Source organism: Henriciella mobilis, from assembly GCF_003576285.1.
Classification (GTDB): Bacteria; Pseudomonadota; Alphaproteobacteria; order Caulobacterales; family Hyphomonadaceae; genus Henriciella; species Henriciella mobilis.
Map to the genome: position 1 here is coordinate 731,154 of NZ_QWFX01000013.1, position 22,620 is coordinate 753,773.

The following is a 22,620-nucleotide window of genomic DNA, read 5'->3' on the forward strand; positions in this document are numbered from 1 at the left end:
CTCACCTTTCAGCTACAGGCGTTCGAGATAGGTATACCCATCGCGGACGGCCATGGGTTTTTCGATCACACCTGCGTCAGCCAGCTTCTTCGGGGGCCACGGGCTCGACGGTTTCACGGCTGCGATCGCGCCGGCGCCTTATAGCGAATACCAAAGCCCCACCGGCAATCAGCAGCACGAATGGCGTTCCCCAGAGCAGCCAGCCGCCCGGCCCATCCGCGCTTGGCCGGAACAGGACAAACTCGCCATAGCGCTCGGAAAACCAGGCCCGGATTTCCTCGTTCGACTTGCCCTCGGAGACCATGGCCCGCACCCGCTCTCGCATGTCTGCGGCAATGTCGGAGCCCGAATTGGAGATCGGCTCATTCTCGCAGGCGACGCAGCGGATTTCACGCATCAGGTCCTGCGCGCGGGCTTCCTGCTCTGGATCGTCGAGATGCGCCGGCCCTTCGGCCGCAAAGAGAAACAGGAGGGAGGCAAGTACGGTCTTCATCTAGGACTCTGGCCCGGCTTTCGTCCGCTTGCCGAACATGCTGAGTCCGGCACCAATCGCGATCAGGGTAACACCGAGATAGATGAAGTCGATAAGCGGGTTGAAGAAGACTTCGAACGTCCAGCGGGTCTCGCCTGCCCGGTTCCGGCGCCCGTCACCCAGCGCGACGTAGAGGTCGCCCATCCCGGTCTTGTGAATGGCGGTTTCCGTTGTGGGCATGCGGGCGGCTGGATAGTAGCGCTTCTGCGGCTGCAGCAGGGTTTCCGAGCCGCCGCGCTCTGCTGTCAGCGTGGCACGTTCGGCGTACCAGTTCGGCCCCTCGACGCTTGAGACGTCATCAAGGCGCACCTGCCAGCCGGCGATGGATTGGGTTTCGCCCTCCTGAAGGGCGAGCGTCGTCTGCGTGCGTCCCGATGTCTGCAGGACGGCGCCGATAATGAAGATGCCGAGACCGGCATGGGCGAGCGTCATGCCCCAGACGCGAAGCGGCAGTTTCGGCAGGCGTTCCATTGTCTTTGCCCGGCGCCAGGCTTCCTGCCCTGCACCGAAGAGCAGCCAGACACCGATCGCGAGGCCGACGCCAGCCAGCAGCGGGATGTCCATCGGCCCGATGCCGGCCAGCCAGAAGACCGCGACAAGACCGGCAAACCCGGCCGCCCATTTCCAGAGCGAAGAGAGATCCGCCTTGCCCCAGGCCCAGGCCTGCACCACAGGCAAGGCAATCAGCGCCAGCGCCATGATCGGGGTGAAAGTCAGGTTGAAATAGGGCTCGCCGACGGAAATCGTCTGGCCCGCGGCTTCGGCAATCAGCGGGAAGAGCGTGCCCAGCATGACTGTCGCGGTGGCGACGGTGAGGACAAGGTTGTTGCCCATCAGCGCCCCTTCCCGGCTGGCCGCCAGCCAGGCCGGACCACCCGACAGTTTCGGGGCCCGCAAGGCGAAAAGCACGAGTGCAAACCCGCCAAAGGCCAGCAAGCCGAAAAGGAGGAAGGACCCGCGCAGCGGATCGACAGCGAAGGAGTGTACCGAGGTCAGCACGCCCGAGCGCACGAGGAAAGCTCCGAGCATCGAGAAACAGAAGGCGAGCACCGCCAGCAGCGCCGTCCACGCACTGAAGCTGCCGCGCTTTTCCGTCACGATCAGGGAATGCATCAGCGCCGCCCCGATCAGCCAGGGCATCAGGCTCGCATTCTCGACCGGGTCCCAGAACCACCAGCCGCCCCAACCTAATTCGTAATAGGCCCAGTAGCTGCCGAGCGCGATGCCGAGGGTGAGCGGGACGAATGCCGCGAGGGCCCAGCCGCGTGCCATCCTGGCCCATTGCCGGTCGATCCGCCCTTCAATCAGGCCGGCCGCCGCCAGTGCGAACACGAAGGAATAGCCGACATAGCCGAGATAGAGCATCGGCGGGTGGATCGCGAGCGCCGGATCCTGAAGCAGCGGATTGAGCCCTTGCCCCTGCAAGGGCGCCGGGTCGAGCCGGGTGAAGGGTGATGAGGCAAACAGGAGATAGGCCAGCGCGCCCAGGCTGAGCAGGCCCTGCACGCCGATCGCCCGCGCCTCGAAGGCGCGCCGGTCGGACTTCAAGAGCCAGTCGGCGGCCGCGCCAAATCCAAGCCCGACCAGGCACCAGAGCGCCATGGAGCCTTCATGGTTCCCCCACGTGCCGGCAATCTTGTAGACGAACGGCTTCAGCGTATGCGAGTTGGCCGCGACCAGCTGGACCGAAAAGTCCGACCGCGCGAAGGCGACGATCAGCGTCAGGAACGCAAATCCCATCGCGGCAAAGCCGAGCGAAGCGAACAGGCCGGACCGCGCCCGGTCTCCCGCGAGGCCGAACCCGGCCTGGAAACCGCAGAATGCAAGCGCGAGGAATGCCGCGAAGTGGCCGGCTTCGATCATGAAGTCGCCTGTCCTGCCTTCTTCAGCTCACGTGGCTCGTAATTCTCATCATGCTTGGCCAGGATGCTCTCGGCGGTGAAAGCGCCCTGTTCGTCAAACCGGCCGGTCGCAACGACACCTTCGCCTTCCCGGAAGAGATCAGGGACGATGCCGGTATAGCTGACCGTCACGGTCCTGGCGCTGGCATCCTCAATGAGGAACGTCATGTCGGCGCCCTCACCATAGACAAGCGAGCCTTCCTGGACCCAGCCGCCAACCCGCACGCGTTTGCCCGCATCCGGCAGGCCTTTCTCGGCGATCAGCCCCGGCGTGTAGAACAGGTCCGCATGCTGGCGCAGGGCCACTGTCGCCAGCGCAACCGCCCCGATCAGGAGGGCCGCGGCAACGCCAACGCCCCAGAGTCTCTTGGTTCTCGCTCTCATGACCGGCCTCCTATACAGGACGAGATATCAAAACGCACTGCGACCTAATCAGCTAAGATAGCTTCCCTATTCGCCTGGCTCAGCGGGCGCATCGCGCGCCTCATCGATCTGCGATTTGAAGACGTCCAGCATCGCAAACAATGGGTCACCCGGCTCCATATCCTCGCGCACCTCCTGCCAGTGGGCCTCGGCCGCCTCGATATCGCCGGCCTCATAAGCAGGCAGAGCCGAGAGCAGGCCCGCCCGGTGCTGGCTCGGATCGAGGCGCCAGGCACGGTCATACAGCTGGGCAGCCGGTTCGGTGACAATGCCGCCATCGCGGATCATGATGATGTCAGCCAGGGCAACCAGCGACGGGACATGCGTGTCGTCGCGGCGCAGGGCGGACTGGAAGGCTCGCAAGGCCTCATCGCTGCGCCCCTGAGAGCGAAGCAGGACGCCAATGAAGTATTGCGGCTCCGGCGCATCCGGCTGCTGGCGAGCGGCCATCTGCAGCCGCGCCAGCATTTCCGACGGATTGAGGTCTGCGGCATCACGCTTGGCGATTTCCGCTTCGCGCTCGGCATAGGGCTGCTCGGCCAGCAGAGGCCGGCCCTTCATCAGGTAGAGCCCGCCTGCCAGCAGTCCGGCAATGGCCAGCGCGATGAGTGACGTCCGGGTCATGAGCGGCGCAGGGCTATCGTCGCCCTAAGACCGCCGAGCGGGCTGTCAGATAGCGTCAGCCGGCCGCCATTCATCTCGGCGATATCCGCCACGATCGACAGGCCAAGGCCCGTGCCGGGCGCGGTCTCATCAAGGCGGACGCCGCGCTTGACCGCGGACGTCATTTCCTCCGGCGTCAGCCCTTCGCCATTATCGTCGACATGGATCAGCATATGGCCGTTGTCGCCCGGCTCAGCGGAGACTTCAACGCGCGATTTTGTCCACTTGCAGGCATTCTCCATGATGTTGCCCAGCATCTCCTCAAGGTCCTGCTGTTCGACACGGACAAACACGTTGCCGGCAACAGTCGACGACACGGTCACGCCGCTTTCATTGAACAGCCGGTTGAGCAGCCGCACCAGCCCGTCCACGACCGGCGCAATCTCGGTGCGAACGCCCAGCGCCTCGGCGCGGGCAGCCGCCTGGGCCCGCTTCAGGTAATGCTCGACATTGGCACGCATCGATTCGGTCTGACGGCGCACGACATCGTCGAGCGGGGTGCTGCCCGTCGCTTCATTAAGCAGCACCGCCAGAGGCGTCTTCAGCGCGTGCGCGAGATTGCCGACATGCGTTTGCGCGCGCTCGACGATGGCCCGGTTGTTATCGAGCAGCTTGTTGAGCTCCTGGGTGAGCGGCAGAACTTCGACCGGATAGTCGCCGTCCAGTTTGGCACGCGTGCCTTCGCGCACCTGGGAGATGTGGAGCTGGACGCGGTCAAAAGGCAGCAGCGCCAGCCGCAGACCAACCCAGAGCGCGATCAGCGTGCCGGCCGCCAGGAATGTCATGCTGATCAGGAGCAGGAAGCGCAGCTGGTTCGCGCCCTCATCGGTCGCCTCACGGTCGGCAGCTGCCATGATCAGGATCGGGCTGTCGCGGTTCGGGACGGTGATCGCACGCACGGCAACACGCAAGCGTTCGTCTGCCGGTCCACGGGCATTCTCGTAGACCGTCAGGCCCGGGTTCGCGAGCGCTGCCTGCGCATGTCCCACGGCAAGCGGCAGGGGGCCATCCCAGAGGCTCTGGGAGCGAATATCGTCGCGTATCGTCCCGTCTTCCTGTGCCGCGGCAATGGCCCAGTAGCGCCCCGACAGCGGCAAGTCGAAGCGCACGTCGCTGGGCAGCTTTTCCTCAATGTCTGTCACGCGGCCATCCGGCAGCACTTCCAGGGCGCGCGGCAAGGTGATGAGTACGCTGTCGAGTTCCTGCTCCAGCAGGCTGATCGTTTGCGCGCGGTAGGAGACGGTCATGGCAACGATGCCGCCGATAACGGCGACGAGGCTCCAGGCGATCGCACCAATGAGCATGCGCCGCGCGAGAGACATTCGAGGCTTTGGCCGTAGAGGTCTGGATTCGCTCATCAGATCCGAGCGTGCGCCACAGCGCCCCTACCCGGCAAGGCCGGCCGCTTCGCCCTCGGGCACGACGAGCCTGTAGCCAAGTCCGCGTTCGGTCTGGATCCGGTCCTGACCAATCTTCTTTCGCAGACGTCCGATAAAGACTTCGATCGTGTTGGAATCGCGATCGAAGTCCTGGTCATAGATATGCTCGACCAGTTCGGTGCGTGGCACCACGCGGCCCTGATGGTGGATCAGATAGGAGAGTACGCGGTATTCATGGGCGGTCAGCTTGACCGGTCGGCCATTGACTGTCGCGCGCGCGGCCCGTGTGTCGACCCGAAGGCCGCCGGCTTCCAGCGCAGCCGCCGAATGCCCAGCCGCCCGGCGCAGCAGGGCGCGCAGGCGAGCCAGCAATTCTTCCGTATAGAACGGCTTGGTCAGGTAATCGTCCGCACCGGCATCGAAGCCCGCCACCTTTTCACTCCAGCGGTCGCGCGCCGTCAGGATCATCACGGGGAAATCCTTGCCGTCATCGCGCCAGCGCTCGAGGATCGTCACGCCGTCCATCTTGGGCAGGCCAAGATCAAGGATCACCGCGTCATACGGTTCGGTGTCACCGAGAAAGTGGCCATCCTCGCCATCAGCGGCCAGATCGACCGCATAGCCCGCCTGTGTCAGCGCATCGGCGAGTTGCCGGCGCAGATCTGCATCGTCTTCAACAACCAGAATTCTCATTAGCCCAACCTAGCTTTTGCTGATCACGCGTCCAGACCTTGCGTCGATCGTGAACGTCACCAGTTCGCCGCGGCCCGTAACCCAGTCTATGATATAGACCTTCTTGCCGCCCCGCTCATAGAGCCCATCGAAACGACGCATATTGCCGCCATACTGCTGGCGAATCGGCTGTAGCAGGTCGTTGAGGGGCTTGATCTCACCCTTCTCGCGAGCGTCACGCGCCTGGTCGGCGGTGAACGAATTGCCCCATTGCCCCTGAGCCGATACCGGCTGGGCAAGGGTCGCAGCGCCAAGCGCGAGAGCGAGAATGATGCGTTTCATGACACGCCTTATGGCTGAACAGCCCTGAACAGCCCGTGAATGATTGTCGTGGGTTTTAGTCAGGTTGGGGCGTCTCTTCAACGCCCGGCGGCCCACTCCTTGAGGCCGGGATCCTTCGGGTCTTCAAGCATGATCTCCAGGCGCACATAAAGGTGGCCCGGCTTGTCCTTGAACTGGACGCCCTTGTTGCGCAAGCGCAGGACGGTTCCGGTATTCGACCCCTCCGGAACTTTCAGCGTGACCGTACCCGCCGGCGTCTGGACGTCGACCGATCCGCCCGCCACCGCCGTTTTCAGCGGAATCGGCACCGTCATTCGAAGGTCATCGCCGTCGCGCTTCCAGATCGTGCTGGGCCGGACCTGGACCTCGAGCAGCGCATCACCGGGCGGCCCGCCCGTCGACGAAGGCTGACCCTGGCTTTTCAGACGAAGGGTCTGGCCCGTCTCGATACCGGGCGGAATGGAGACGTTGAGCGCCTTGCCATCGCCCATCGTCATCTGGCGCTTGGCGCCCATCACCGCGTCCTCGAAGGATATCTCCACCCGGTAGCGCAGGTCGGCGCCCTTGCGCGGCCCCGGCCGGCGGCGCTGCTGGCCGAACATGCCGGCGAGGATATCCTCGAACGGATCGCCCTGCGCAGATCCGCCTGAGCGCGCAAAGTCGCTATAGGCCCCGTAATTCCGGCCGAAGCCACCCTGCCCCCCGCCTGCAAACCCTGTGGGGTTGCCGTCGGAGTCGATCTCGCCGCGGTCGTATTTCTTGCGCTTTTCCTCATCGCCGAGAATCTCGAACGCCGCCGAGACTTCCTTGAACTGGTCGGCCTTGGCCTTGTCATCCGGGTGCAGGTCAGGGTGAAGGGTCTTCGCCTTCTGCCGGTAGGCTTTGCGAATTTCGTCGGCACTTGCCGATTTGGACACGCCCAGGATTTTGTAGAGGTCGCGCGACACGTCTGGATAACCACGTTCGATTCGGGTTGATGGATCGCTGCATAATTAGGATGCCCCGAGCGCGATTGAAACCCAGTGACCGATACGACCGTCAGTTCCGATTTCAGCAACCCGTGCGCTATTATGGCCGGCTGGCACCGCGGCCGAGGCCTGATCGACCGCCTGACTATGCCCAACGACGCCTGACAACAGGGCTTCCACCCGGTACCGCCGTTGGCGCGACGGGTCCGGACGGTCCCAGCTGTCAGGGATGTCGATGCCGCGGGGAATCCAGCTCAGCAAGGCGCCGCCCGGCGTCGGTGTCGCCCGCAGGTGAGCAACACTCCAGGGAAGCCCGCCCCGGTCTTCATAGGTGAAGGCAATCGCCTCACCTTGACCTGCCCGCCAGACCAGCTCGCGCCCGGTCTCCCCCGGCAGCATGTCCGCTGTCGCCAGCGCGCGGTCGACAATCACGCAGACCGCACCCGCATCCGCAGGCGAGATGACGGAGCCTTCCAGGCCGCGGAGCAGGCCGGACAACTGCCAGACGCCATCAGCAATGAGACTTGCTGACTCATATCCGATGAGCTCCCAGCCTGCGCCATTCTGCACGAGGATGCGATTGCTCACGGCCAGAACGTCGAGCCGATCACGGCTCATGAGGTCGGCGTCACTGATGTTCAGCGTCAGCGTCCCCGCACGGTCCCAGCGGCCCGCCGGGCCTGCGGCCAGCGGATCGGCCAGCGTAGCGATGCTGGCTGGTCCTGACACGGCGGCGCGCGGGATGAGACTGTTCGCCGTCGCGCCGGCATGGATCGTAACAGGACCTCGCCATGGATCGGCGCCAACGGCGATGACGGGCCCGGATGGTATCGCCCCCGATAGCGCCGGGCCATCGATCAGGATGAGCTCCGGTTGGGCGGGATGCGGTGCCGGGCGGGGTTCGCCGGGAAGCGCCCGGCTTCGTACCGGTCCGCTGGAGGGGGCCCTGACCAGCGAGACGTGGCGCACCAGTCCGTCATCGGTGACATCCGAGGCGGCCCAGTCGCCCGGCAGTCCGTCCAGCTGCACGGCATCGCCGGGCTCGAGCGCCAGGGCTTCGACCGGCAAGGCGATGTGGGCCGTATCAGCCGCCTGCAGGTCATCGAGCATCTGGGCAGCCAGTCTCGTTGCAGCGGCGTCGGACAGGACAAGTGGCAACTCTGCCTCAATGGAAAAAGCCGTATCGCCGAGATCGGACCGCGCATCGCTCACCCTTGGCGCATAGAGCCCGTCGGCGCTGATATAGCTGAGCTGCAGGCGGCCCGGCCGTTTGTCGAGAAGCGGCCGGGTATGCGTGAGGCCGGGTTCGACGAGCCGGTCCGTATTCACATTGACCTGACTGATGCTCGACCCGTCCACGCACACCAGGCCATCAGCCCGCTCGAACATGCCGAGCCCGTCTGTCACCCGAAACGGTTCGAGGATACGGCGCAGCGAGGCCGGTCCGGTCGTTACGACGCCTTCAACCAGCCCGCCCAGCTGGCTGGCATCGACGCTGACGCCCGCACGGGCACAAAGGTCGGTCACGGTCTCGGCAAGGCTGATCAGGCTTGTCCGGCCATTGAGCCAGTGGCCATAGGCCCAGTTGGGTCCGTCGCTCCAGACGGACTCGCGGACCGGAAAGTCCGGCCACGGGCGGGCGTCCCACGCCCAGACATAGACCTGATCAACGAAAGGCTGTGCCTGCCAGAAGGCGAGCGCGGCCTCCAGAGCCCGGCGCTGGAAGACATCATCGCGTTCCCCGGTCGAATAAGGCGGCAAGGCGCTTTCGGAGCTCTTCGGATCGTAAAACAGGTTGGGCGCGTTCCCGCCCTTGTCGACGGCTGGAAAGCCGATCTCGATCAGGCGGACGGGTTTCATCCCCGGGGACCAGCCGGTCGGGCTGGCCGACCTCACGCCGCCGGGCCGCTCATGGTGCGCTGCGTTCCACCAGCCAGCGAGATCCTTCTGGCGGAACACCCAGTGCTCACCATGCGCGGTGTCGGTGATCGGCGTGCGGACCTGCGAGTCGCGATCCGCCTGACTGGCATAGTACCAGTCGTAGGCTTCGCCGCCCGCCATCTGATCGGCAAGGTAGGAAGGATCGTCGGCCGCCGTATAGCCTGCAGCCCGGTCGAGATGGGTCTCGCCGTCCCGCCAGTCGCCGGCAGGCGGATACCAGTCGACGCCGACGAAATCGATGTCTGAAGACGACCAGAGCGCATCCAGCGGGAAGAGCACATCACCGGAGCCGTCGCCCGGCACATAGCTGCCGTACTCGGTCCAGTCGGCGGCGTAGGAGACTTTCACATCCGGCCCGACAATGGCGCGCACATCGCTCGCCAGCTGGATGAGCCCCTCAACGAAGGGAAAGGCCCCGGTTTCGTCGCGCAGCCTTGTCAGGCCGCGCATTTCGCTGCCGATCAGGATTGCCTCGACGCCACCGGCTTGCGCCGCCAGCCGCGCATGATGGAGAATAAAATGCCGGTATCCGAAATCATTGTCCGTTCCGAGGAATGCCTCGACAGCCGTCCGCACGGCAGCCGTCTTGTCCGCCGCTTCGGTGATCCGACCGCGCCAGGGAAAGGCGGCCTGTTCGGCGCCGCCATAAGGGTCGCTCAGCCCGTTGCCCGGCGGCACATCCATGAGCAGGAAGGGCGACAGCGTGACTTCAACGCCCTCGGCCTGCAAAGCCGCAATGGCCTGCAGGACAGCGGTGTCAGACGGCGTTCCGCCATAATTGGCACTCGTGCCGGATTGGCTGACGAGGTGGGCACCGGCCCGGGTCTGGCCAGCGGCAGACCATTGATACGGGACGGTGGATCGCTCGCGTGTCTCGACACCTGGCCGGATCCGGCAACTTCCCGCGCGCAGGTCATCGCCAAACCAGCCCACCGTCAGGGTCGCCGCCTCGAGGCCCGGCAGGTCGCTGAGGAGCTGGTCGAGCGACCGGCGAAAATCAGCCTCACCCGCATCATTGTTCATGTTGAGCGCACGCTCCGTACCCGGAAAGTAACGCTCACGGACAATGTCGATACCGTAAACGAATTCACCGGTCGCCGGGATGATATTTACGCCGTGCGCCAGGGCGCACAGACCTTCGTCGGCGGAGGCAGCCCGTACGACCTCGAAGCTGAATTGCGGCAGCCGGTTGCCGAAGGCATCGAGCGGCAGGTCCTCGAAAACGACATAGGCCGTCCCCCGGAAGGCAGGCACCTCGCCCGTGCCCTCGACCGCTTCAATGAGGGGATCTGGCTCTTGCGTTTCGCCGCCGGCGTAGAACCGCCAGTGATAATCCGCCAGCCTTAGAATCTCGCCATTCGCCCAGACGCGGTCGAGCCGCGTGACCGGGCCTTCGCAGACGGCCACGGCGAGGCTGACCGAATAGCTGTAGTCCGAAATCTTCGGCCCGCCCTTGCCAGCCGAGCGCTCGCGGCGACACTCCTTGAAGCGGCTCGCCCAGATGAGCTGGCCGCCAACGCGCATGCGGCCATAGACGTTCGCCATGCCCGCACCCTCACGGGCATTCATGACGTGAAACGCCTCGATACGCGGTCCCTCTAGCGTGGGGGCGAGCGCGGAATCAATCGCCCGCCCGGCAATCGTCCCGGCAATGGCGCCAATAGCGGCACCCGACACACCGAGTCCACCAAGGCCGACGCTGCTCGGAAGCAGGCTGGCGCCGAGTGTCGCGCCGACCTGCGAAAGGATGATCTGTCCCATGCTTCGTCAGTCCTCCAGTCCGGGAAACGAAAATGCGGCCGCGATGCGCCGCTCCCACCAGGGCACAAGCCGGGTCTGACAGACCGAGCGGCCCCAATAGGCGTGAATGATCCAGCCCGGCGCGGAGACGATGGCGCAATGCTTGGCGGGGGCGCCCTGCACCATCCGGAACAGCAGGACATCGCCCTCCGCTGCCTTGCCGGCCGGGATTTCGACGAGGACTTCGCGCGCGGCCTTCAGAAGGGCGTCTTCGCCTTTCAGCTCTGCCCAATCGGGCGCATAAGGCGGCACTGGAAGCGGTTCCGCCCCGCAAAGCGCTCTCCACACGCCGCGGAGGAGTCCGAGGCAGTCAGTCCCCACGCCTTTCCGGCTGGCCTGGTGCTGATAGGGCGTCCCAAGCCATTCGCGCGCCGTATCGACGATATCGGCCCGCCTCATCGCTTGCCGCCGTCATTGCCATTCGCCCCCGGCCCGGCGAGTAGCGCGTCCGGCCCCGGCATGTGCGGGAATCCCCGGAAGTTCGAGACGTTGGAGAACACGTCCCGACAGGTCTCGAACCGCTTGTCGCAACTTTGCCCCCCCACCCCGGCCAGTCCGCAACGTGCGTCTCCCAGCCGGGCATCGCAGAGGCGCGAATAGGTTCGTCCGACAGGGCGTTCAAGGTCGGCCTTGAGCGACACAAGTTCCGCTTCGAAGCCGGTCTCGCGATGGCTGATTTCGCTGAGGTAGCCGGTCCAGACGAGCGCCCCGAGATCCGGGGCCCGCCAGTCGACGCGGTAGACGTGGACGCGAGCCCCATTCCACAAGCCTGCCGCAAGATCTGCCTCGGAAATGACGTCGGCCGCCAGCGCGCCCGTTCCTGAGGCCCGCCCGGGCTTCAGGCCGCCCGCCAGGTCAAACCGCCCGCCCTCGATCGCCGCGCCCGGTTGATAGGTCTCGTCTTTCCAGACGACAGGCTCATCATGTTCGGTCAGGCAGACAGTCAATCCGTCGGCTCTGGACAGCTTCCAGCAAAGACAGGTGGTCAGGACGGTTTGCCCTAGACGGTCCCGGAACGCCTCATCGATCAGTCGCATGGCTTCCCTCAGCGGATTTCGATGATCGGAACACTGACGGCGCGCCCTGCGCCGATCAGCTCATGGGTGATGTCGAGGCGGTCGGTATCGAAACGGACCGGGCATTCGAACTCGAAACCGGCGGTCAATGCGGCGCCAAGGGCGGGCGGCGTGTCGAACACGATCTCGCCGGTAAGACAGTCGACGCTCCAACCTGAAGTCTGCGGGACACCATCGACGGCAATGCTGACAGTGCCGTCGACAGGCTTGGTGACAGCCTTGACCAGTCCGCCATACGCCTTGCCCAGCTGAAACGTGTTCGTCACTCCGTCGCCCAAACCAATGGACTGGTCCTGCGGGCCTGGCGCCTGCCCCGGCATGGCGCTCGAACGATCTGCCGGATCCCGGAACCGGAAGCCGCGAAGCCGGCCCATGCGCGCTTCGAAGAAGGCCGTGAGCAAGGCAAGGTCGCTGGTGGAACATACCGCGCTGGCAATGTCCCAACGCCGCCTCGAACCGGCCCATCTTGCATTGCGCACTTCCGCACCGCTGGCGAGTGTGACGACATCCGTTCGCCACACCGCCCCACCAGTCGCACCGGGGCCGACCGGTAGGGGAAACCGCACATCATCAAATGCCGAACCGCTCAAAGGAACCGCCCTCCCCGCGCGACTGCCTGGGCGATCGTTTTCGACAGCTCACTTCCCGATCCGGAGATCGCATGAGCCTGCGACGCGTCCTGCATCGAAAGGTTTACCGTCATCGAGCGGCCCGCCTGCCCAATCCCGGCTGACGCGAGCGCCGCTTCGGCGGCGATCCGGGCGAGATCGGCCAGGACCGAACGGGCCATGTTCGAGAAATCGAGCTCGCCGCTTCGGGCTGCCCGGGCAAGCGCCTGTTCGATCCGCAGGCCGGCATCGCCAAACGCCGCCTCGAGCGTTTCGGCAGCCGCCTTGCCCGGGCCATCGGCCAGCGCCTGCAGGGCATCGCCCGCGCGCTGAAGCTGGTCGTCATACGGTTCCATTGGAAGGGACCTCCTCTTTGTCAGGAAATTGGCGGACCAGCTCGTCCAGGTGTTGCCGGACAAGGCCGCTCTCATGGCCGCCCGAGAGCCAGCGCCACTCGCGGACTGAGCAGGCCCAGAAGTCCGCGGGCGCGAGCCCGAGACCGAAAGCGTGGCGCAACATGTCAGCCCAGGGCAGCATGGAAGGCCTCCGCAATCGCGGTCGCCGCAGCCAGGGGGGTGAGCGCAGCGCCCGACAGATTCCCGGCAGCGTCAGCTTCGCCGCCCGCCCGCAACAGGATGCCGAGAACGGTTGAAAGCTCGCTGGCAGACAGGATTCGAAGACGGGTCTGAAGTTCCGAAAGGGACCGGCAGCCAAATGCCGTTTCCAGCTCCGCCAGAGCGCCTAGTGTCAGGCAAAGGCGGTGCTGCCTGCCATCGATCTCGATCGACACTTCGCCGCGAGGCCCATTCATGAGGCTGCTCCGAAGACAAGTTCGCCGGCACTTTGCAGGTCCACCGAGAAGGTCGCTTCGCCGTCATGCACCCCGCCCCAGTTCATCTGAGCGATCTGGAATGGCCCCGTGAAGCTGCCGAGCCCGGGAACGATCAGCTGCCAGCGCGCAATCGTGCCGGCGAAGAACACACTGCGCATGCGTTCATCGCTGGCCGCATCCTTGAACAGGCCCTGCCCGCGTACCCGCATGGTCTTCAGCCCGGCGCCCGCCAGCAATTCCCGCCATCCGGCCGGGCTTTCCGCGCTTGTGGCATCGACGGGTTGCTGGTTGAGATCCAACTGGCTGGTACGGATGCCGGCAAGCGTAATGAACGCCTCCGGATCACCGCCATCGGAAATCTTGATCAGGACATCGCGTCCTCTTTGGCCTGCCATCAGGTTGCCTCCTCTGTGATGATGCGGACCCTGAGGAGCCCGCGAAAACTGCGAAGGTCCGGCGCGCGCAGGACGTCGGAGTAGACCGGCTGGATGAGGACGACGCGCTGGCCAGACAGCGTCAGCGCCATGCGCTCGCACGCTGCCCGCAAGGCGCCTGAGGCCTCCTTCGCCGCCGCCCGCCCACCATCACGCGCGTGAATGGCGAAGCTCAGCGTGTGGGCATGGCCCGCGGCGCCGGCCGAACCGCGCCCCTCGACCTCGTGGCGCTCGAGTTCGGCATAGGGAAAGGCCGGCTCCGGCGTTTCATCATCGAAGATCCGGGCCGGATTGCCGAAGATCGCCTGCACGTCGGCATCGGCGCGAAGGGCGACCAGAACCGCGCGCTCCAGGGCGGCCTCGGCTGACCAGATCATGCCGTCAGCGCTCATAGCAGCACCTCCCGGCGCGCAGCGATGATCGCCTTCGCTTCTTGCGGCAGGCCCACCTCGCCATTGCGGCGATAGGCATCCAGCAGGATCAGCTTGAGCGCATGGACGAGGTCGTCAGGTATCTCCGATGCCGCCCCGAAGCCGCTCACGAAATCGATCTCGACCCGCGATCCTGACGACAGGCTGGGAAGCGCGGCTCCGGGTCTCAGGCACAGCCGTCCGGCGGCCAGCTGGAACCGGTCGGTGTGGTCGGTGGCGGCCTCACCTGCATCCACTGTGCGAACACCAGTCAGCGAGGCCGCCGGGCCGGGACGCAGGGCAATCCCGCGCCGCATCACCGACGTCGGCCAGGCATAATAGGTCCGCCGCAGCGTCCGCGTTACCAGCGCCAGGCCGGCGGCTTCTTCCAGCCTCGCCCGGGCGCCGGCAGCAAGATCGGCGACCAGCACATCCTCGCCGTCATGGCCGATCCTGAGGAAGGCTTTTGCCTCGGCGAGCGGCAAAGCCTCCTCGCCTGGCGGTGTGAGCACCGTCAGTGTCATGGTCGATACCTGATTGTGTTGAGGGGGGATGGACCGGCGGGCCGGATGCCCGCCGGCATGCGGCCTAGACGAGCGCCTGCAGTTTCTCGATCACGGCGCCGCCGAGCGGCAGGCCGATCGAGCGCAGAAGCTCGTCATCAATTTGTGTCCCGGTCGAGCTGACGAGCGTGGCGATGGCTTCGGCGATCCGCGTGGTGAACTCGTCCTGCTGCGGCTTGGTCAGCAGAGCTGCCTGGCGAAGCAGCGATACAGCGATGGATTCAAACATGGCATTGTTCCTTGTGGGTTTGTTCGGGAAGGAGACGCCGGGCGAGCGCATTGCCCGCCCCGGCCAAAATCAGGCTCAGAACACCATGACCTTTATGGCATCGAAGTTCTGGACGCCGCCGCCGACACGCTTGGTGGTGTAGAAAAGGACGTAAGGCTTGGCCGAATAAGGATCGCGAAGCACGCGGGCACCCTGCCGGTCGGCGATGAGATAGCCGCGGCGGAAATCCCCGAAGGCGATGGCCGCATTGCCGGTGCCGATATCCGGCATGTCTTCCAGCTCTGTCACCGGGTAGCCGAAGATGGTCTGCGCCTCGCCATTCATGCCGGGCCGCCAGAGATAGCGCCCATCAGCGTCCTTGAGCTTGCGGACCGCTGCCACCGTGCGCCGGTTCATCGCGAAGCGGCCATTCGACCGGAACTGCGACTTCGGCGTCTGGATCAGATCGATGATCTGATCGCCAGCATCGGCGGCAGTGAAGTCCCCCGCGACCGAGCCGATCTGCCCCCAGGCATGCGAGGCCTCGGCGACGATGGTGTAATCGAGGAAGCCCTTCGGCTTGCCGTCGCCATCGCCGCTCACAAAGGCCGCGCTCTCCTGGATGGAGAAGGCCGCCTCGACCTCGTCAGCCAGCCACTCATCGATATCGGCATAGGAATCCTCAAGCAGTGTCTGCGTCGCCGCCGGCATCGAGTAGAGTTCGCCGGCCGGGAATTCGAGCAGGCTCAAGCCCGCCGTCGTGGACTGCGTGCGTGCGTCTTCCTCGCCCGCCCAGGCCGCGCCGACGCCAAGGCTGACCGGCTTGCGATAAACACCGGCTGAGGTCTGCCGCACGCTCGCAATCTGGCGCATCGGCGAGGCCTGCATCAGGCGCGCCTCGATCAGCCGGTCGAGTTCCGGCGGCGCAGTGTAGCCGCCCTGGTCATCGGTCCCGGCCGAGAAGGCCTTCATATCAAGCCGCGACAGGCCGCTTTCGTCGCCCGTGCGCAAGTACCGAGACCAGGCCTGCGAGCGTTCGCCGTCTGCTTCACTGGCCGGTGCACCATCCGCTGGCCGGGCGGCCTTCAGGCTCAGCTGATCGAGGCGGCGGTCGATCTTCTTCAGCTTCTCATCAAGAAGCGTATCGGCAACGCCCTTCGACTCAATCTCCGCCATGCGCGCATCATTGGCCTCCTTATAGGCCTCGAAAGCGGCCATCATGTCGGCGGCCAGCGACTTCACGTCCGTCCCGGCCATCTTGGTTTCCTTGGTCATGTCTCTCCTTTCTCAGGCCGCCCGCGCGGCCGCTGCAATGATTGAAAATCTGGCCCGTGGCTGCATCGGCTCGGCAACCAAGGAGACCTCGACGAGGTCCACCTCCTTCAGGTCACGGCCGCCCCCAACCCGCGGCGTCCAGAACCGGGCACGAAAGCCGATGGACAGGCCGTCGAGACCAGCCCTGGCCAGAGTCTGCGCCCCCGGCCGCTCGATCAGCCCACGGACGAAAAGCCCGCGCCCGTCCTCGATGATCCGTGTCCAACGTCCCGCGATGGCTCCCTGCCGGTGCTGCAACAGCATCGGCACAGGACCGGACTTCAGGCTCCGCGCGAAAGCCCCCGCCCGGACCACGTCGCCCGACAGGTCTGCGGCCCCGAAAACGGCTGCGTAGCCTTCGACAAGCACCGGCGCGCTAATCATCGGCGCGCTCCAGCCTTGTCTCGATCCGGTCGAGCTGGTCTTTCACCGCGCCGAGTTCGGTCTCCACCCGGGCAAGGCGCTCGGCGACCGGCCGGGACAGCTCGACACGATGCTCGAGCGCGGATATCCGCTCCGCCGCCGCCCCGGCCCAGACCAGCGCGCCGCCCGTCTGGATCGCGATGGCCAGCAGGAAGCCGGCCGTCAGTTTCTTCTCGATCATTCGCCTACCCCAGCCAGCTTGCGTTTCTCGGCATCGGTCAGGAAACTCGCTGCTTCCAGCCGGGACCAGAGCGCCTCGCGTTCAGCCGCGAAGGCTGGAACCTCATCGAGGTCCGGCGTGATCGCGACGTCGTCAAACCGGGCCGACAGCCAGATGGAGAGCGCGCTCGCCACCTTCTGCACCAGCGGCAGGACGGTCAGCCGCCAGAAGGCAATGTTGGCTTCGCGATAGGTCGCGTAGGTGTTGTCTCCGGGGATACCGAGCAGCATCGGCGGCACACCGAAGGCCAGCGCAATCTCGCGCGCAGCCGCATGGCGCGTCCCGGCAAAATCCATGTCGGCCGGCGTCAGCGACATCGGTTTCCAGTCCAGCCCGCCATCGAGCAAGAGCGGACGGCCCGCATTCGCGCTGCCGGTATGGGTCGCCTCCAGTTCAGCCTTCAGGCGGTCGAACTGGTCCGGGGTCAGAGACCCGCCATCGCGACCGTAGACCAGCGCGCCAGACGGGCGGGCCGCATTGTCGATGAGGGCCTTGGCCCAGGCAGCCGCACCATTGTGCAAGTCGAGCGCCTTGCGCGCGGCCGCCAGCGGCGAGAGGCCGTAAATGCCATCGGACGGATGGTAAAGTTTCAGGTGAAGCACCGGGCTCCAGCCATCGGCTTCTCGCTGGATGATACGTTGCCCGCGGCGCTGGCGGACCGCCCAGCCTGTCAGGGCACCCTGCGCACTGGTTTCAGCACGGACCGTATCGGCACGAAGCGGGAAGATACCCTTCGGTTGGGCATCACCCGCCAGCGTAACAGCCTCGGCCCAGGCATTGCCGGTGATCTGTAAGTCTCCATAGAGGCGCTCCAGAAACACATGACCGGCTTCGTCAGGCGACGGGTGGGCGAGCAGCTGCGCGGCGTCCTCATCATTGGACGTCAGCGGAATGGAAGCGGCCGCCTCGGCAATCATCCGCACACACCGATAGGCAACGGCGTTCCCGATATAGCCGTCGCGCATCAGCGCCCCCGCATCCATGCGGCCCCACTGCCCCGTCGGCAGGTTTGCAAGGGCGACAAGCGATGAGGATGAGCGGGTTTCCGCGCTTTGCCATGGCCATTTCATGCACGATGTCTCCGGCTTCAGGGCAGACAGCGATGCCGTCCGTCCCGGTGTGTCTCGATGATGGTGAGACTAGACGGGCCGCCTCTGCGGTCTGACGCTTTCCGGAACCTGCCCGTCATTGCGGCATATCTGGCGGGAGGATTGTTCATCGCTCCTCCCTTGGAATGCTCACAGGCGGCGAATGCTCGGCTCGCCCTGGTCATCCAGCAGAAGCGCGGTGACCGCCCAGACCAGCGCATCGACCCTGTCGGGTGAGCCCTTCATCGCGGCGGTGCCGAAGGCCATCATCTCTTCTTCGAGGTCGGGAAAGCCGCCGATGTGGAAGACCCGGCCCTGCTCGTAGAGAGCCCCGACCGGCATGGCGCGGGCGTGCTTCGACAGCCGGGCATGGTGCAATGTCACAGGATGGCGGCAGCCTGCATTGTAGAGGATGCTGCGGATCATCTCCCCGCCCTGATTGGCTTCGGCGATGATACGGCTGGCACCCGTCCGGCTGGCGGCTGATACAACACGGGAGGCCCACTCATGCGGCGGCAGGCCCCGGACGGTCGCATCGTCGAGGACGCACGCTGTATCCGGCGCACCTGGCATACGCCTGAGGCCAACCGCAACGATCCCGCAGGCATCGGCCTTGAGTCCGGTTCCTGCGGGCGGATCGACGGCAATGATGACATCCGACAACGGGCCCGGGACAGCTCCCATCGTCACCCGGTCGATAAGGGCGCGCGTCCAGAGCACGTTTTGCGGCGCATCCAGTAATTCGCCGTCAAGCTCCTGGCGTCCAAGCTTGGTGTTGGCATAGGTTCGCTCGACATGGCTCAGGAATGCCGGCGACAGGTGCTGGGCATTGGCCCGCGTCGACGACCGCGTGATAGCCACAGACGGATCCTTCACCAGCTGGCGGATGAGCTGCACGGGTTTTGGTGTCGTCGTGACCATGGCGCGTGGATTGGTGCCAAGCCGGAGCGTCATCTGCAGCATGTCCCAGACATCGCGTCCATTACGCCAGGCCGCCGCCTCGTCACACCAGGCGGCATCGAATTGAGGGCCGCGAAGCCCGTCCGGGTCCTCTGCGGAAAATGCGTAGGCCGCGGCCCCGTTCGGCCAGACGAGGCGGTGCCGGGAGGCCTGGTAATACGGCGGCAATTCACCCGGACGCACAATCGCCCGCAGGCCCGAGACGCCCTCGATCATCACTTCGCGTACATCGCTGAAGGTCGGCCCGACGAGCGCTATGCGTCTCGCCCCGCCGAACAGGGCGAGGCGGCGCACCCATTCGGCGCCGGCCCGCGTCTTGCCGGAGCCGCGCCCGCCCATGAACAGCCAGGTCCGCCAGTCTCCCGGTGGATCGCACTGCACGCCGCGCGCGCTCAGCAGGAAAGGCAGCCCAGGGCGGGCGCGCGGCTGAGGATCGGTCATGAAAGGGCAATAGCTGGTGACATCGGAGGGTGGGACGGATTGCCCGCTTCGCACGGCCGGTTATCATGCCTGCAAGACTGGAGGGCGATGAGCATGTTCCTGTTCCTGCTTTGGTGGTGTGTCGATGATCATTTGGCCGCGGCGCTTGAAGCGCCCGGGCTGGGAACGCTCCCAATCTGGGTGCCGCTGATCCTTTCGCTCGCCTTCAGTTTCACGCTGCAGGGTGCGGTGAAGAAGAAGTAGGCGGAATTCTCCCGGAGCGAGAATCAACAGTCCATTCCCGGCCTGGTTGCTGGCGTGCCCCGGTATATGGGCGCAGTCTGCGCCGATGGTGTTCAAGCGTGCGATTCTTTGAGACAGCGGGCGCGTCCGGCGGCGTCGAAATCTGTCTTCGCGCCGGTCTGGCGGCAGGTCTGCCGGCTGGTGCTTGCGCTGGGTGGGTGGAAGGTTCGCGGCGACTGGCCGGACGCGCCGAAGGCGGTCATGATCGCCGCGCCCCACACGTCGAACTGGGACGGATTCTGGATGCTCGCGGCAGCAGGCCTCTACCAGATCAAGCTGAAATGGATGGGCAAGAAGTCCCTGACAGACCATGCGCTGGGCGGGTTTGTCAGATGGCTCGGATGCGTCCCTGTGGACCGGACGTCCGCCAGCGATGTGGTCGACCAGATGGCTGCGGCCTTTGCAGGCGCCGACCGGATGATCCTCGCCATCGCGCCTGAAGGCACGCGTGCTCGGGCAGGAGAGTGGAAAAGCGGCTACTACCGTATCGCGATGGCGGCCGGCGTGCCCCTGATCGTCTCGGTTCTCGATTATGGGTCGCGGACGATCCGGATCGACGGCATCATCCAGCCGACCGGCGACTACGAGGCCGACCTTCCACGCATCCAGGCGCACTATGCTGGCGCCGAGGGCAGGCATGCCGGTCGCTTTTCAGTCGGTGAGGCACCTGAGGAGGAACCATCAGGTGGAGAGATACCGCCGGAAGACAAAGGCTGAGGCGGCCGACGCGGCAAGCAGCAAAAGGATTGCGAGCGGATCGACAAACTCCGCCCGCCTGAACCACGCCGCAGGCACCAGATAGGCGAGCAGCGGCGCGGCCCAAACAGCCGGTTCGCGCGGCAACATGTATCCAAGCACGAAGATCAGTCCGCCCGCGATGGGCAGCCAGAACCTCACAAATCCAAGCACATCACTGCCAACGGGCAACCACATGAACTGCAGGCTGACGAGAACCGAAAATCCGATCAGGAAAACCGCTAGCCAGGCGATGCGCAGGAGCGGCTTCATCCAGGCTCCGACACCTTGACCGCGAGCTTGCCGAGGTTCTTGCCGGTGAAAAGCCGATCGAGCGCCGCCGGAGCATTCTCCAGCCCCTCAACGACATCGGTTTCAAACTTGATCTTGCCCTCCATAAGCCACTGGCCCATCGCCTGCATGCCTTCCGGAAAACGGTCGATATAGTCGGTCACGATAAAGCCCTTCAGCGTCACGTGACGCATCAGCAGCATCGAGAAATTATAGGGGCCGGGCACTGGATCCGTCGCATTGTAGGATGAGATGAGGCCGCAAAGCGGCATCCGGGCAAAGTCATTCAGGCGCGTCAGGATCGTGTCCATGATCTCGCCGCCGACATTCTCGAAATTGACGTCGATCCCGTCCGGACAATGCTTGTCGAGGGCCGCGCCGACATCCTCTTTCTTGTAGTTGATGGCAGCATCGAACCCGGCGACGTCAGTCAGCCATTTGCATTTTTCGTCCGAGCCAGCGATGCCGACGGCGCGGCAGCCCTGTATCTTGGCGATCTGACCGACCATCGAGCCGACTGCGCCGGCCGCTGCCGATACGACCACGGTCTCACCCGGCTGGGGCTTGCCGATGTCCATCAGGCCGAAATAGGCCGTCATCCCGGTCATGCCGAGTGGACCCATGAAGGCCGTCAGCGGCAGGCCCGGAATCTGAGGCAGCTTGTTTACCTCACTGCCCGGCTTGACCAGATAGAGCGCCCACTGGCCGAGCCCGGTATTGACGATGTCGCCCGGTTCAAGGCCGTCGAACCGGCTTTCCTCGATAATGGCGATCCCGCCCCCACGCATCGGGTCGCCAATCTCCACTGGCGGCATGTACTGGTCGCGGTCCGACATCCAGATCCGGTTGGTCGGGTCGAGAGAAAGGTAGACGGTGCGAAGCAGCACCTCCCCATCATTCAGCGCGGGCACCGGCTCTTCGACAAGTTCAAGGTCGCCCTCACTGACATCGCCGACCGGGCGCTTGCGAAGTTTCCAGATCCTGTTTGTCCGAGCCATGCGAGTCTTCCTCCTGATATTCCGGTGTTTCATCCACCTTAGGAGCGCGCAACGCAAGTGACGAGACGTGACGCCGGGTCGGCCTGTTCTTCGATCCGGTTGGCGTTATCGCTAGTTCGTGGCGCCTGTGACAGCCTCGATCGGTATGTCGTAGTGACGGGCGCAGAACTGGCAATCAACCTTCAGCGTTCCGTCCGGCTCGACCATGTCGTGCAGGGCCTCGTCCGCCATGCCGGACAGGGTCCCCAACAGGCGCTCCTCATTGCAGGTGCACTCATCCTTCAGGATTTGCGGGGCTTCCATGCGCACGCCACCTTCGTGGAACAGACGGTACAGAAGATCGGGCGCCGCCAGCTCCTCGGAGGTCAGCTCTTCCGGGGTCAGCGTGTTGAAAAGTGCCTGCGCCTCAAGCCATCCCTGCTCGGTGTCGCCGCGCGCTTCGTCTCCCGCGATCCTCTGCATCATCATCCCGCCGCCATGCCACTGTCCGGCCTTGTCGCGCTTGACGGACATGGCAAGGCAGGTCTCCACCTGCTCGGACCGATGGAAATACTCCTCGGCACAGGCCTGCAGCGAGCCTTTCTCCAGAGGAACAATACCCTGGTATGACTGGGCGCTGGGCCGGTCGTGCACAATGATGAGCCCAAGCCGGCCCATCGGGCCGAACAGTTGCGGCATGTGGGGCTTTTCACCCTTGTTGACCTTTTCGAGATAGGCCCAGCGTTCCTGCTCGAAACGTGAATAGGCGCGCACGTTCCCATTCTTGTGGTACTCGCCGACAAGCATGGAGACCGGGCCATCGCCCTCAGCCTGGGTCATGACCCGGCCTTCGAATTTCATGCCGGAACCGACGAGCGAGGCGAGAATCAAGGCCTCGCCGAGGATCTCGCCGAGATGGTCCGGATAGGCATGCCGCTGCAGGATGGGCGACAGGGTGCGGCTGCCCATGCGCAAGATGCGTCCGGCCACGGGCAAGGTCTCCGAAGAGAATCCGGCAACAAAGTCTTCAGGATGGGAAGAGAGGGCACTCACGACGCTTTCCCCTTGGTTTCGGTTTGGGCGCTGATGTGGCGGCTCAAGCCCGGCTCGACAAGTTCAGGGCAACACATGTTCTGC

General features: G+C 65.0%; 29 protein-coding genes. 2 read left to right on the forward strand and 27 right to left on the reverse strand.

Annotated elements, in window-relative coordinates; all coding sequences use genetic code 11:
• Positions 1–76: 76 nt before the first annotated feature.
• The 24 genes from D1223_RS13985 to D1223_RS14100 all read right to left on the reverse strand — a co-directional run bounded on the left by D1223_RS13985 (position 77) and on the right by D1223_RS14100 (position 19,198).
• A complete protein-coding gene (locus D1223_RS13985) occupies positions 77–493 on the reverse strand; it encodes a cytochrome c-type biogenesis protein (RefSeq protein ID WP_119377020.1) in 417 nt (138 codons plus the stop codon).
• On the reverse strand, positions 494–2,395 hold the full coding sequence (locus tag D1223_RS13990) for a heme lyase CcmF/NrfE family subunit (protein ID WP_119377021.1): 1,902 nt from the start codon (positions 2,393–2,395) through the stop codon (positions 494–496).
• Positions 2,392–2,817, reverse strand: coding sequence for a cytochrome c maturation protein CcmE (locus D1223_RS13995; RefSeq protein WP_119377022.1), 426 nt, complete (start codon positions 2,815–2,817; stop codon positions 2,392–2,394). The genes D1223_RS13990 and D1223_RS13995 overlap by 4 nt, the downstream gene beginning before the upstream one ends.
• Positions 2,818–2,883: 66 nt before the next feature.
• Positions 2,884–3,480, reverse strand: coding sequence for a tetratricopeptide repeat protein (locus tag D1223_RS14000; RefSeq protein WP_119377023.1), 597 nt, complete (start codon positions 3,478–3,480; stop codon positions 2,884–2,886).
• A complete protein-coding gene (locus D1223_RS14005; protein WP_233353172.1) occupies positions 3,477–4,841 on the reverse strand; it encodes an ATP-binding protein in 1,365 nt (454 codons plus the stop codon). The genes D1223_RS14000 and D1223_RS14005 overlap by 4 nt, the downstream gene beginning before the upstream one ends.
• 63 nt (positions 4,842–4,904) lie before the next feature.
• A complete protein-coding gene (locus D1223_RS14010; RefSeq protein WP_119377025.1) occupies positions 4,905–5,591 on the reverse strand; it encodes a response regulator transcription factor in 687 nt (228 codons plus the stop codon).
• Between the two features lie 9 nt (positions 5,592–5,600).
• Positions 5,601–5,912: a PepSY domain-containing protein gene (locus D1223_RS14015; RefSeq protein ID WP_119377026.1), complete on the reverse strand. Its 312-nt coding sequence runs from the start codon at positions 5,910–5,912 to the stop codon at positions 5,601–5,603.
• A 77-nt stretch (positions 5,913–5,989) separates the two neighbouring features.
• Positions 5,990–6,859: a DnaJ C-terminal domain-containing protein gene (locus tag D1223_RS14020; protein WP_119377027.1), complete on the reverse strand. Its 870-nt coding sequence runs from the start codon at positions 6,857–6,859 to the stop codon at positions 5,990–5,992.
• A 45-nt stretch (positions 6,860–6,904) separates the two neighbouring features.
• Entirely contained in the window at positions 6,905–10,582 is a 3,678-nt protein-coding gene (locus D1223_RS14025) for a baseplate multidomain protein megatron (RefSeq protein WP_119377028.1), read from the reverse strand.
• 6 nt (positions 10,583–10,588) lie between these two features.
• Entirely contained in the window at positions 10,589–11,020 is a 432-nt protein-coding gene (locus tag D1223_RS14030) for an NlpC/P60 family protein (protein WP_119377029.1), read from the reverse strand.
• A complete protein-coding gene (locus D1223_RS14035) occupies positions 11,017–11,658 on the reverse strand; it encodes a DUF2163 domain-containing protein (protein ID WP_119377030.1) in 642 nt (213 codons plus the stop codon). The genes D1223_RS14030 and D1223_RS14035 overlap by 4 nt, the downstream gene beginning before the upstream one ends.
• 8 nt (positions 11,659–11,666) lie before the next feature.
• Entirely contained in the window at positions 11,667–12,287 is a 621-nt protein-coding gene (locus tag D1223_RS14040) for a DUF2460 domain-containing protein (protein WP_119377031.1), read from the reverse strand.
• Positions 12,284–12,661: a phage tail tape measure C-terminal domain-containing protein gene (locus tag D1223_RS14045; RefSeq protein ID WP_158588493.1), complete on the reverse strand. Its 378-nt coding sequence runs from the start codon at positions 12,659–12,661 to the stop codon at positions 12,284–12,286. The genes D1223_RS14040 and D1223_RS14045 overlap by 4 nt, the downstream gene beginning before the upstream one ends.
• On the reverse strand, positions 12,648–12,842 hold the full coding sequence (locus D1223_RS19295; RefSeq protein WP_119377033.1) for a phage tail assembly chaperone: 195 nt from the start codon (positions 12,840–12,842) through the stop codon (positions 12,648–12,650). Before D1223_RS19295 ends, D1223_RS14045 begins: the two co-directional genes overlap by 14 nt.
• On the reverse strand, positions 12,826–13,116 hold the full coding sequence (locus D1223_RS14055) for a GTA-gp10 family protein (RefSeq protein ID WP_119377034.1): 291 nt from the start codon (positions 13,114–13,116) through the stop codon (positions 12,826–12,828). Before D1223_RS14055 ends, D1223_RS19295 begins: the two co-directional genes overlap by 17 nt.
• The gene (locus D1223_RS14060) at positions 13,113–13,532 is read right to left on the reverse strand and encodes a phage major tail protein, TP901-1 family (protein ID WP_119377035.1); all 420 of its coding nucleotides are present in this window, start codon (positions 13,530–13,532) and stop codon (positions 13,113–13,115) included. The genes D1223_RS14055 and D1223_RS14060 overlap by 4 nt, the downstream gene beginning before the upstream one ends.
• Positions 13,532–13,963: a DUF3168 domain-containing protein gene (locus tag D1223_RS14065; protein WP_119377036.1), complete on the reverse strand. Its 432-nt coding sequence runs from the start codon at positions 13,961–13,963 to the stop codon at positions 13,532–13,534. The genes D1223_RS14060 and D1223_RS14065 overlap by 1 nt, the downstream gene beginning before the upstream one ends.
• A complete protein-coding gene (locus D1223_RS14070) occupies positions 13,960–14,505 on the reverse strand; it encodes a head-tail connector protein (protein ID WP_119377037.1) in 546 nt (181 codons plus the stop codon). The genes D1223_RS14065 and D1223_RS14070 overlap by 4 nt, the downstream gene beginning before the upstream one ends.
• Positions 14,506–14,569: 64 nt before the next feature.
• Entirely contained in the window at positions 14,570–14,773 is a 204-nt protein-coding gene (locus tag D1223_RS14075) for a hypothetical protein (RefSeq protein WP_119405215.1), read from the reverse strand.
• Between the two features lie 75 nt (positions 14,774–14,848).
• On the reverse strand, positions 14,849–16,027 hold the full coding sequence (locus D1223_RS14080) for a phage major capsid protein (RefSeq protein ID WP_119377039.1): 1,179 nt from the start codon (positions 16,025–16,027) through the stop codon (positions 14,849–14,851).
• Between the two features lie 12 nt (positions 16,028–16,039).
• Positions 16,040–16,450 (reverse strand): HK97 family phage prohead protease, encoded by a 411-nt coding sequence (locus D1223_RS14085; protein ID WP_119377040.1) that lies wholly within the window; start codon positions 16,448–16,450, stop codon positions 16,040–16,042.
• Positions 16,443–16,670 (reverse strand): hypothetical protein, encoded by a 228-nt coding sequence (locus D1223_RS14090; RefSeq protein WP_119377041.1) that lies wholly within the window; start codon positions 16,668–16,670, stop codon positions 16,443–16,445. Before D1223_RS14090 ends, D1223_RS14085 begins: the two co-directional genes overlap by 8 nt.
• Positions 16,667–17,779, reverse strand: a complete 1,113-nt coding sequence (locus D1223_RS14095; protein ID WP_119377042.1) for a phage portal protein — start codon at positions 17,777–17,779, stop codon at positions 16,667–16,669. Before D1223_RS14095 ends, D1223_RS14090 begins: the two co-directional genes overlap by 4 nt.
• 168 nt (positions 17,780–17,947) lie before the next feature.
• Positions 17,948–19,198 (reverse strand): DNA-packaging protein, encoded by a 1,251-nt coding sequence (locus D1223_RS14100; protein WP_233353173.1) that lies wholly within the window; start codon positions 19,196–19,198, stop codon positions 17,948–17,950.
• 87 nt (positions 19,199–19,285) lie between these two features.
• On the opposite strand from D1223_RS14100, the gene D1223_RS18955 reads away from it, so the two are divergent.
• Positions 19,286–19,441, forward strand: coding sequence for a hypothetical protein (locus tag D1223_RS18955; protein ID WP_233353174.1), 156 nt, complete (start codon positions 19,286–19,288; stop codon positions 19,439–19,441).
• A gap of 108 nt (positions 19,442–19,549) precedes the next feature.
• Complete coding sequence (locus D1223_RS14105; RefSeq protein WP_158588494.1) at positions 19,550–20,197, forward strand: 1-acyl-sn-glycerol-3-phosphate acyltransferase; 648 nt, start codon at positions 19,550–19,552, stop codon at positions 20,195–20,197.
• Here D1223_RS14105 and D1223_RS14110 read toward each other — a convergent pair.
• The 3 genes from D1223_RS14110 to D1223_RS14120 form a co-directional block, all read right to left on the reverse strand.
• A complete protein-coding gene (locus tag D1223_RS14110) occupies positions 20,162–20,488 on the reverse strand; it encodes a hypothetical protein (protein WP_119377044.1) in 327 nt (108 codons plus the stop codon). The genes D1223_RS14105 and D1223_RS14110 overlap by 36 nt on opposite strands.
• Positions 20,485–21,504: an NADP-dependent oxidoreductase gene (locus D1223_RS14115; RefSeq protein ID WP_119377045.1), complete on the reverse strand. Its 1,020-nt coding sequence runs from the start codon at positions 21,502–21,504 to the stop codon at positions 20,485–20,487. Before D1223_RS14115 ends, D1223_RS14110 begins: the two co-directional genes overlap by 4 nt.
• A 111-nt stretch (positions 21,505–21,615) precedes the next feature.
• The gene (locus tag D1223_RS14120; protein ID WP_119377046.1) at positions 21,616–22,536 is read right to left on the reverse strand and encodes an Hsp33 family molecular chaperone HslO; all 921 of its coding nucleotides are present in this window, start codon (positions 22,534–22,536) and stop codon (positions 21,616–21,618) included.
• Positions 22,537–22,620 lie beyond the last annotated feature (84 nt).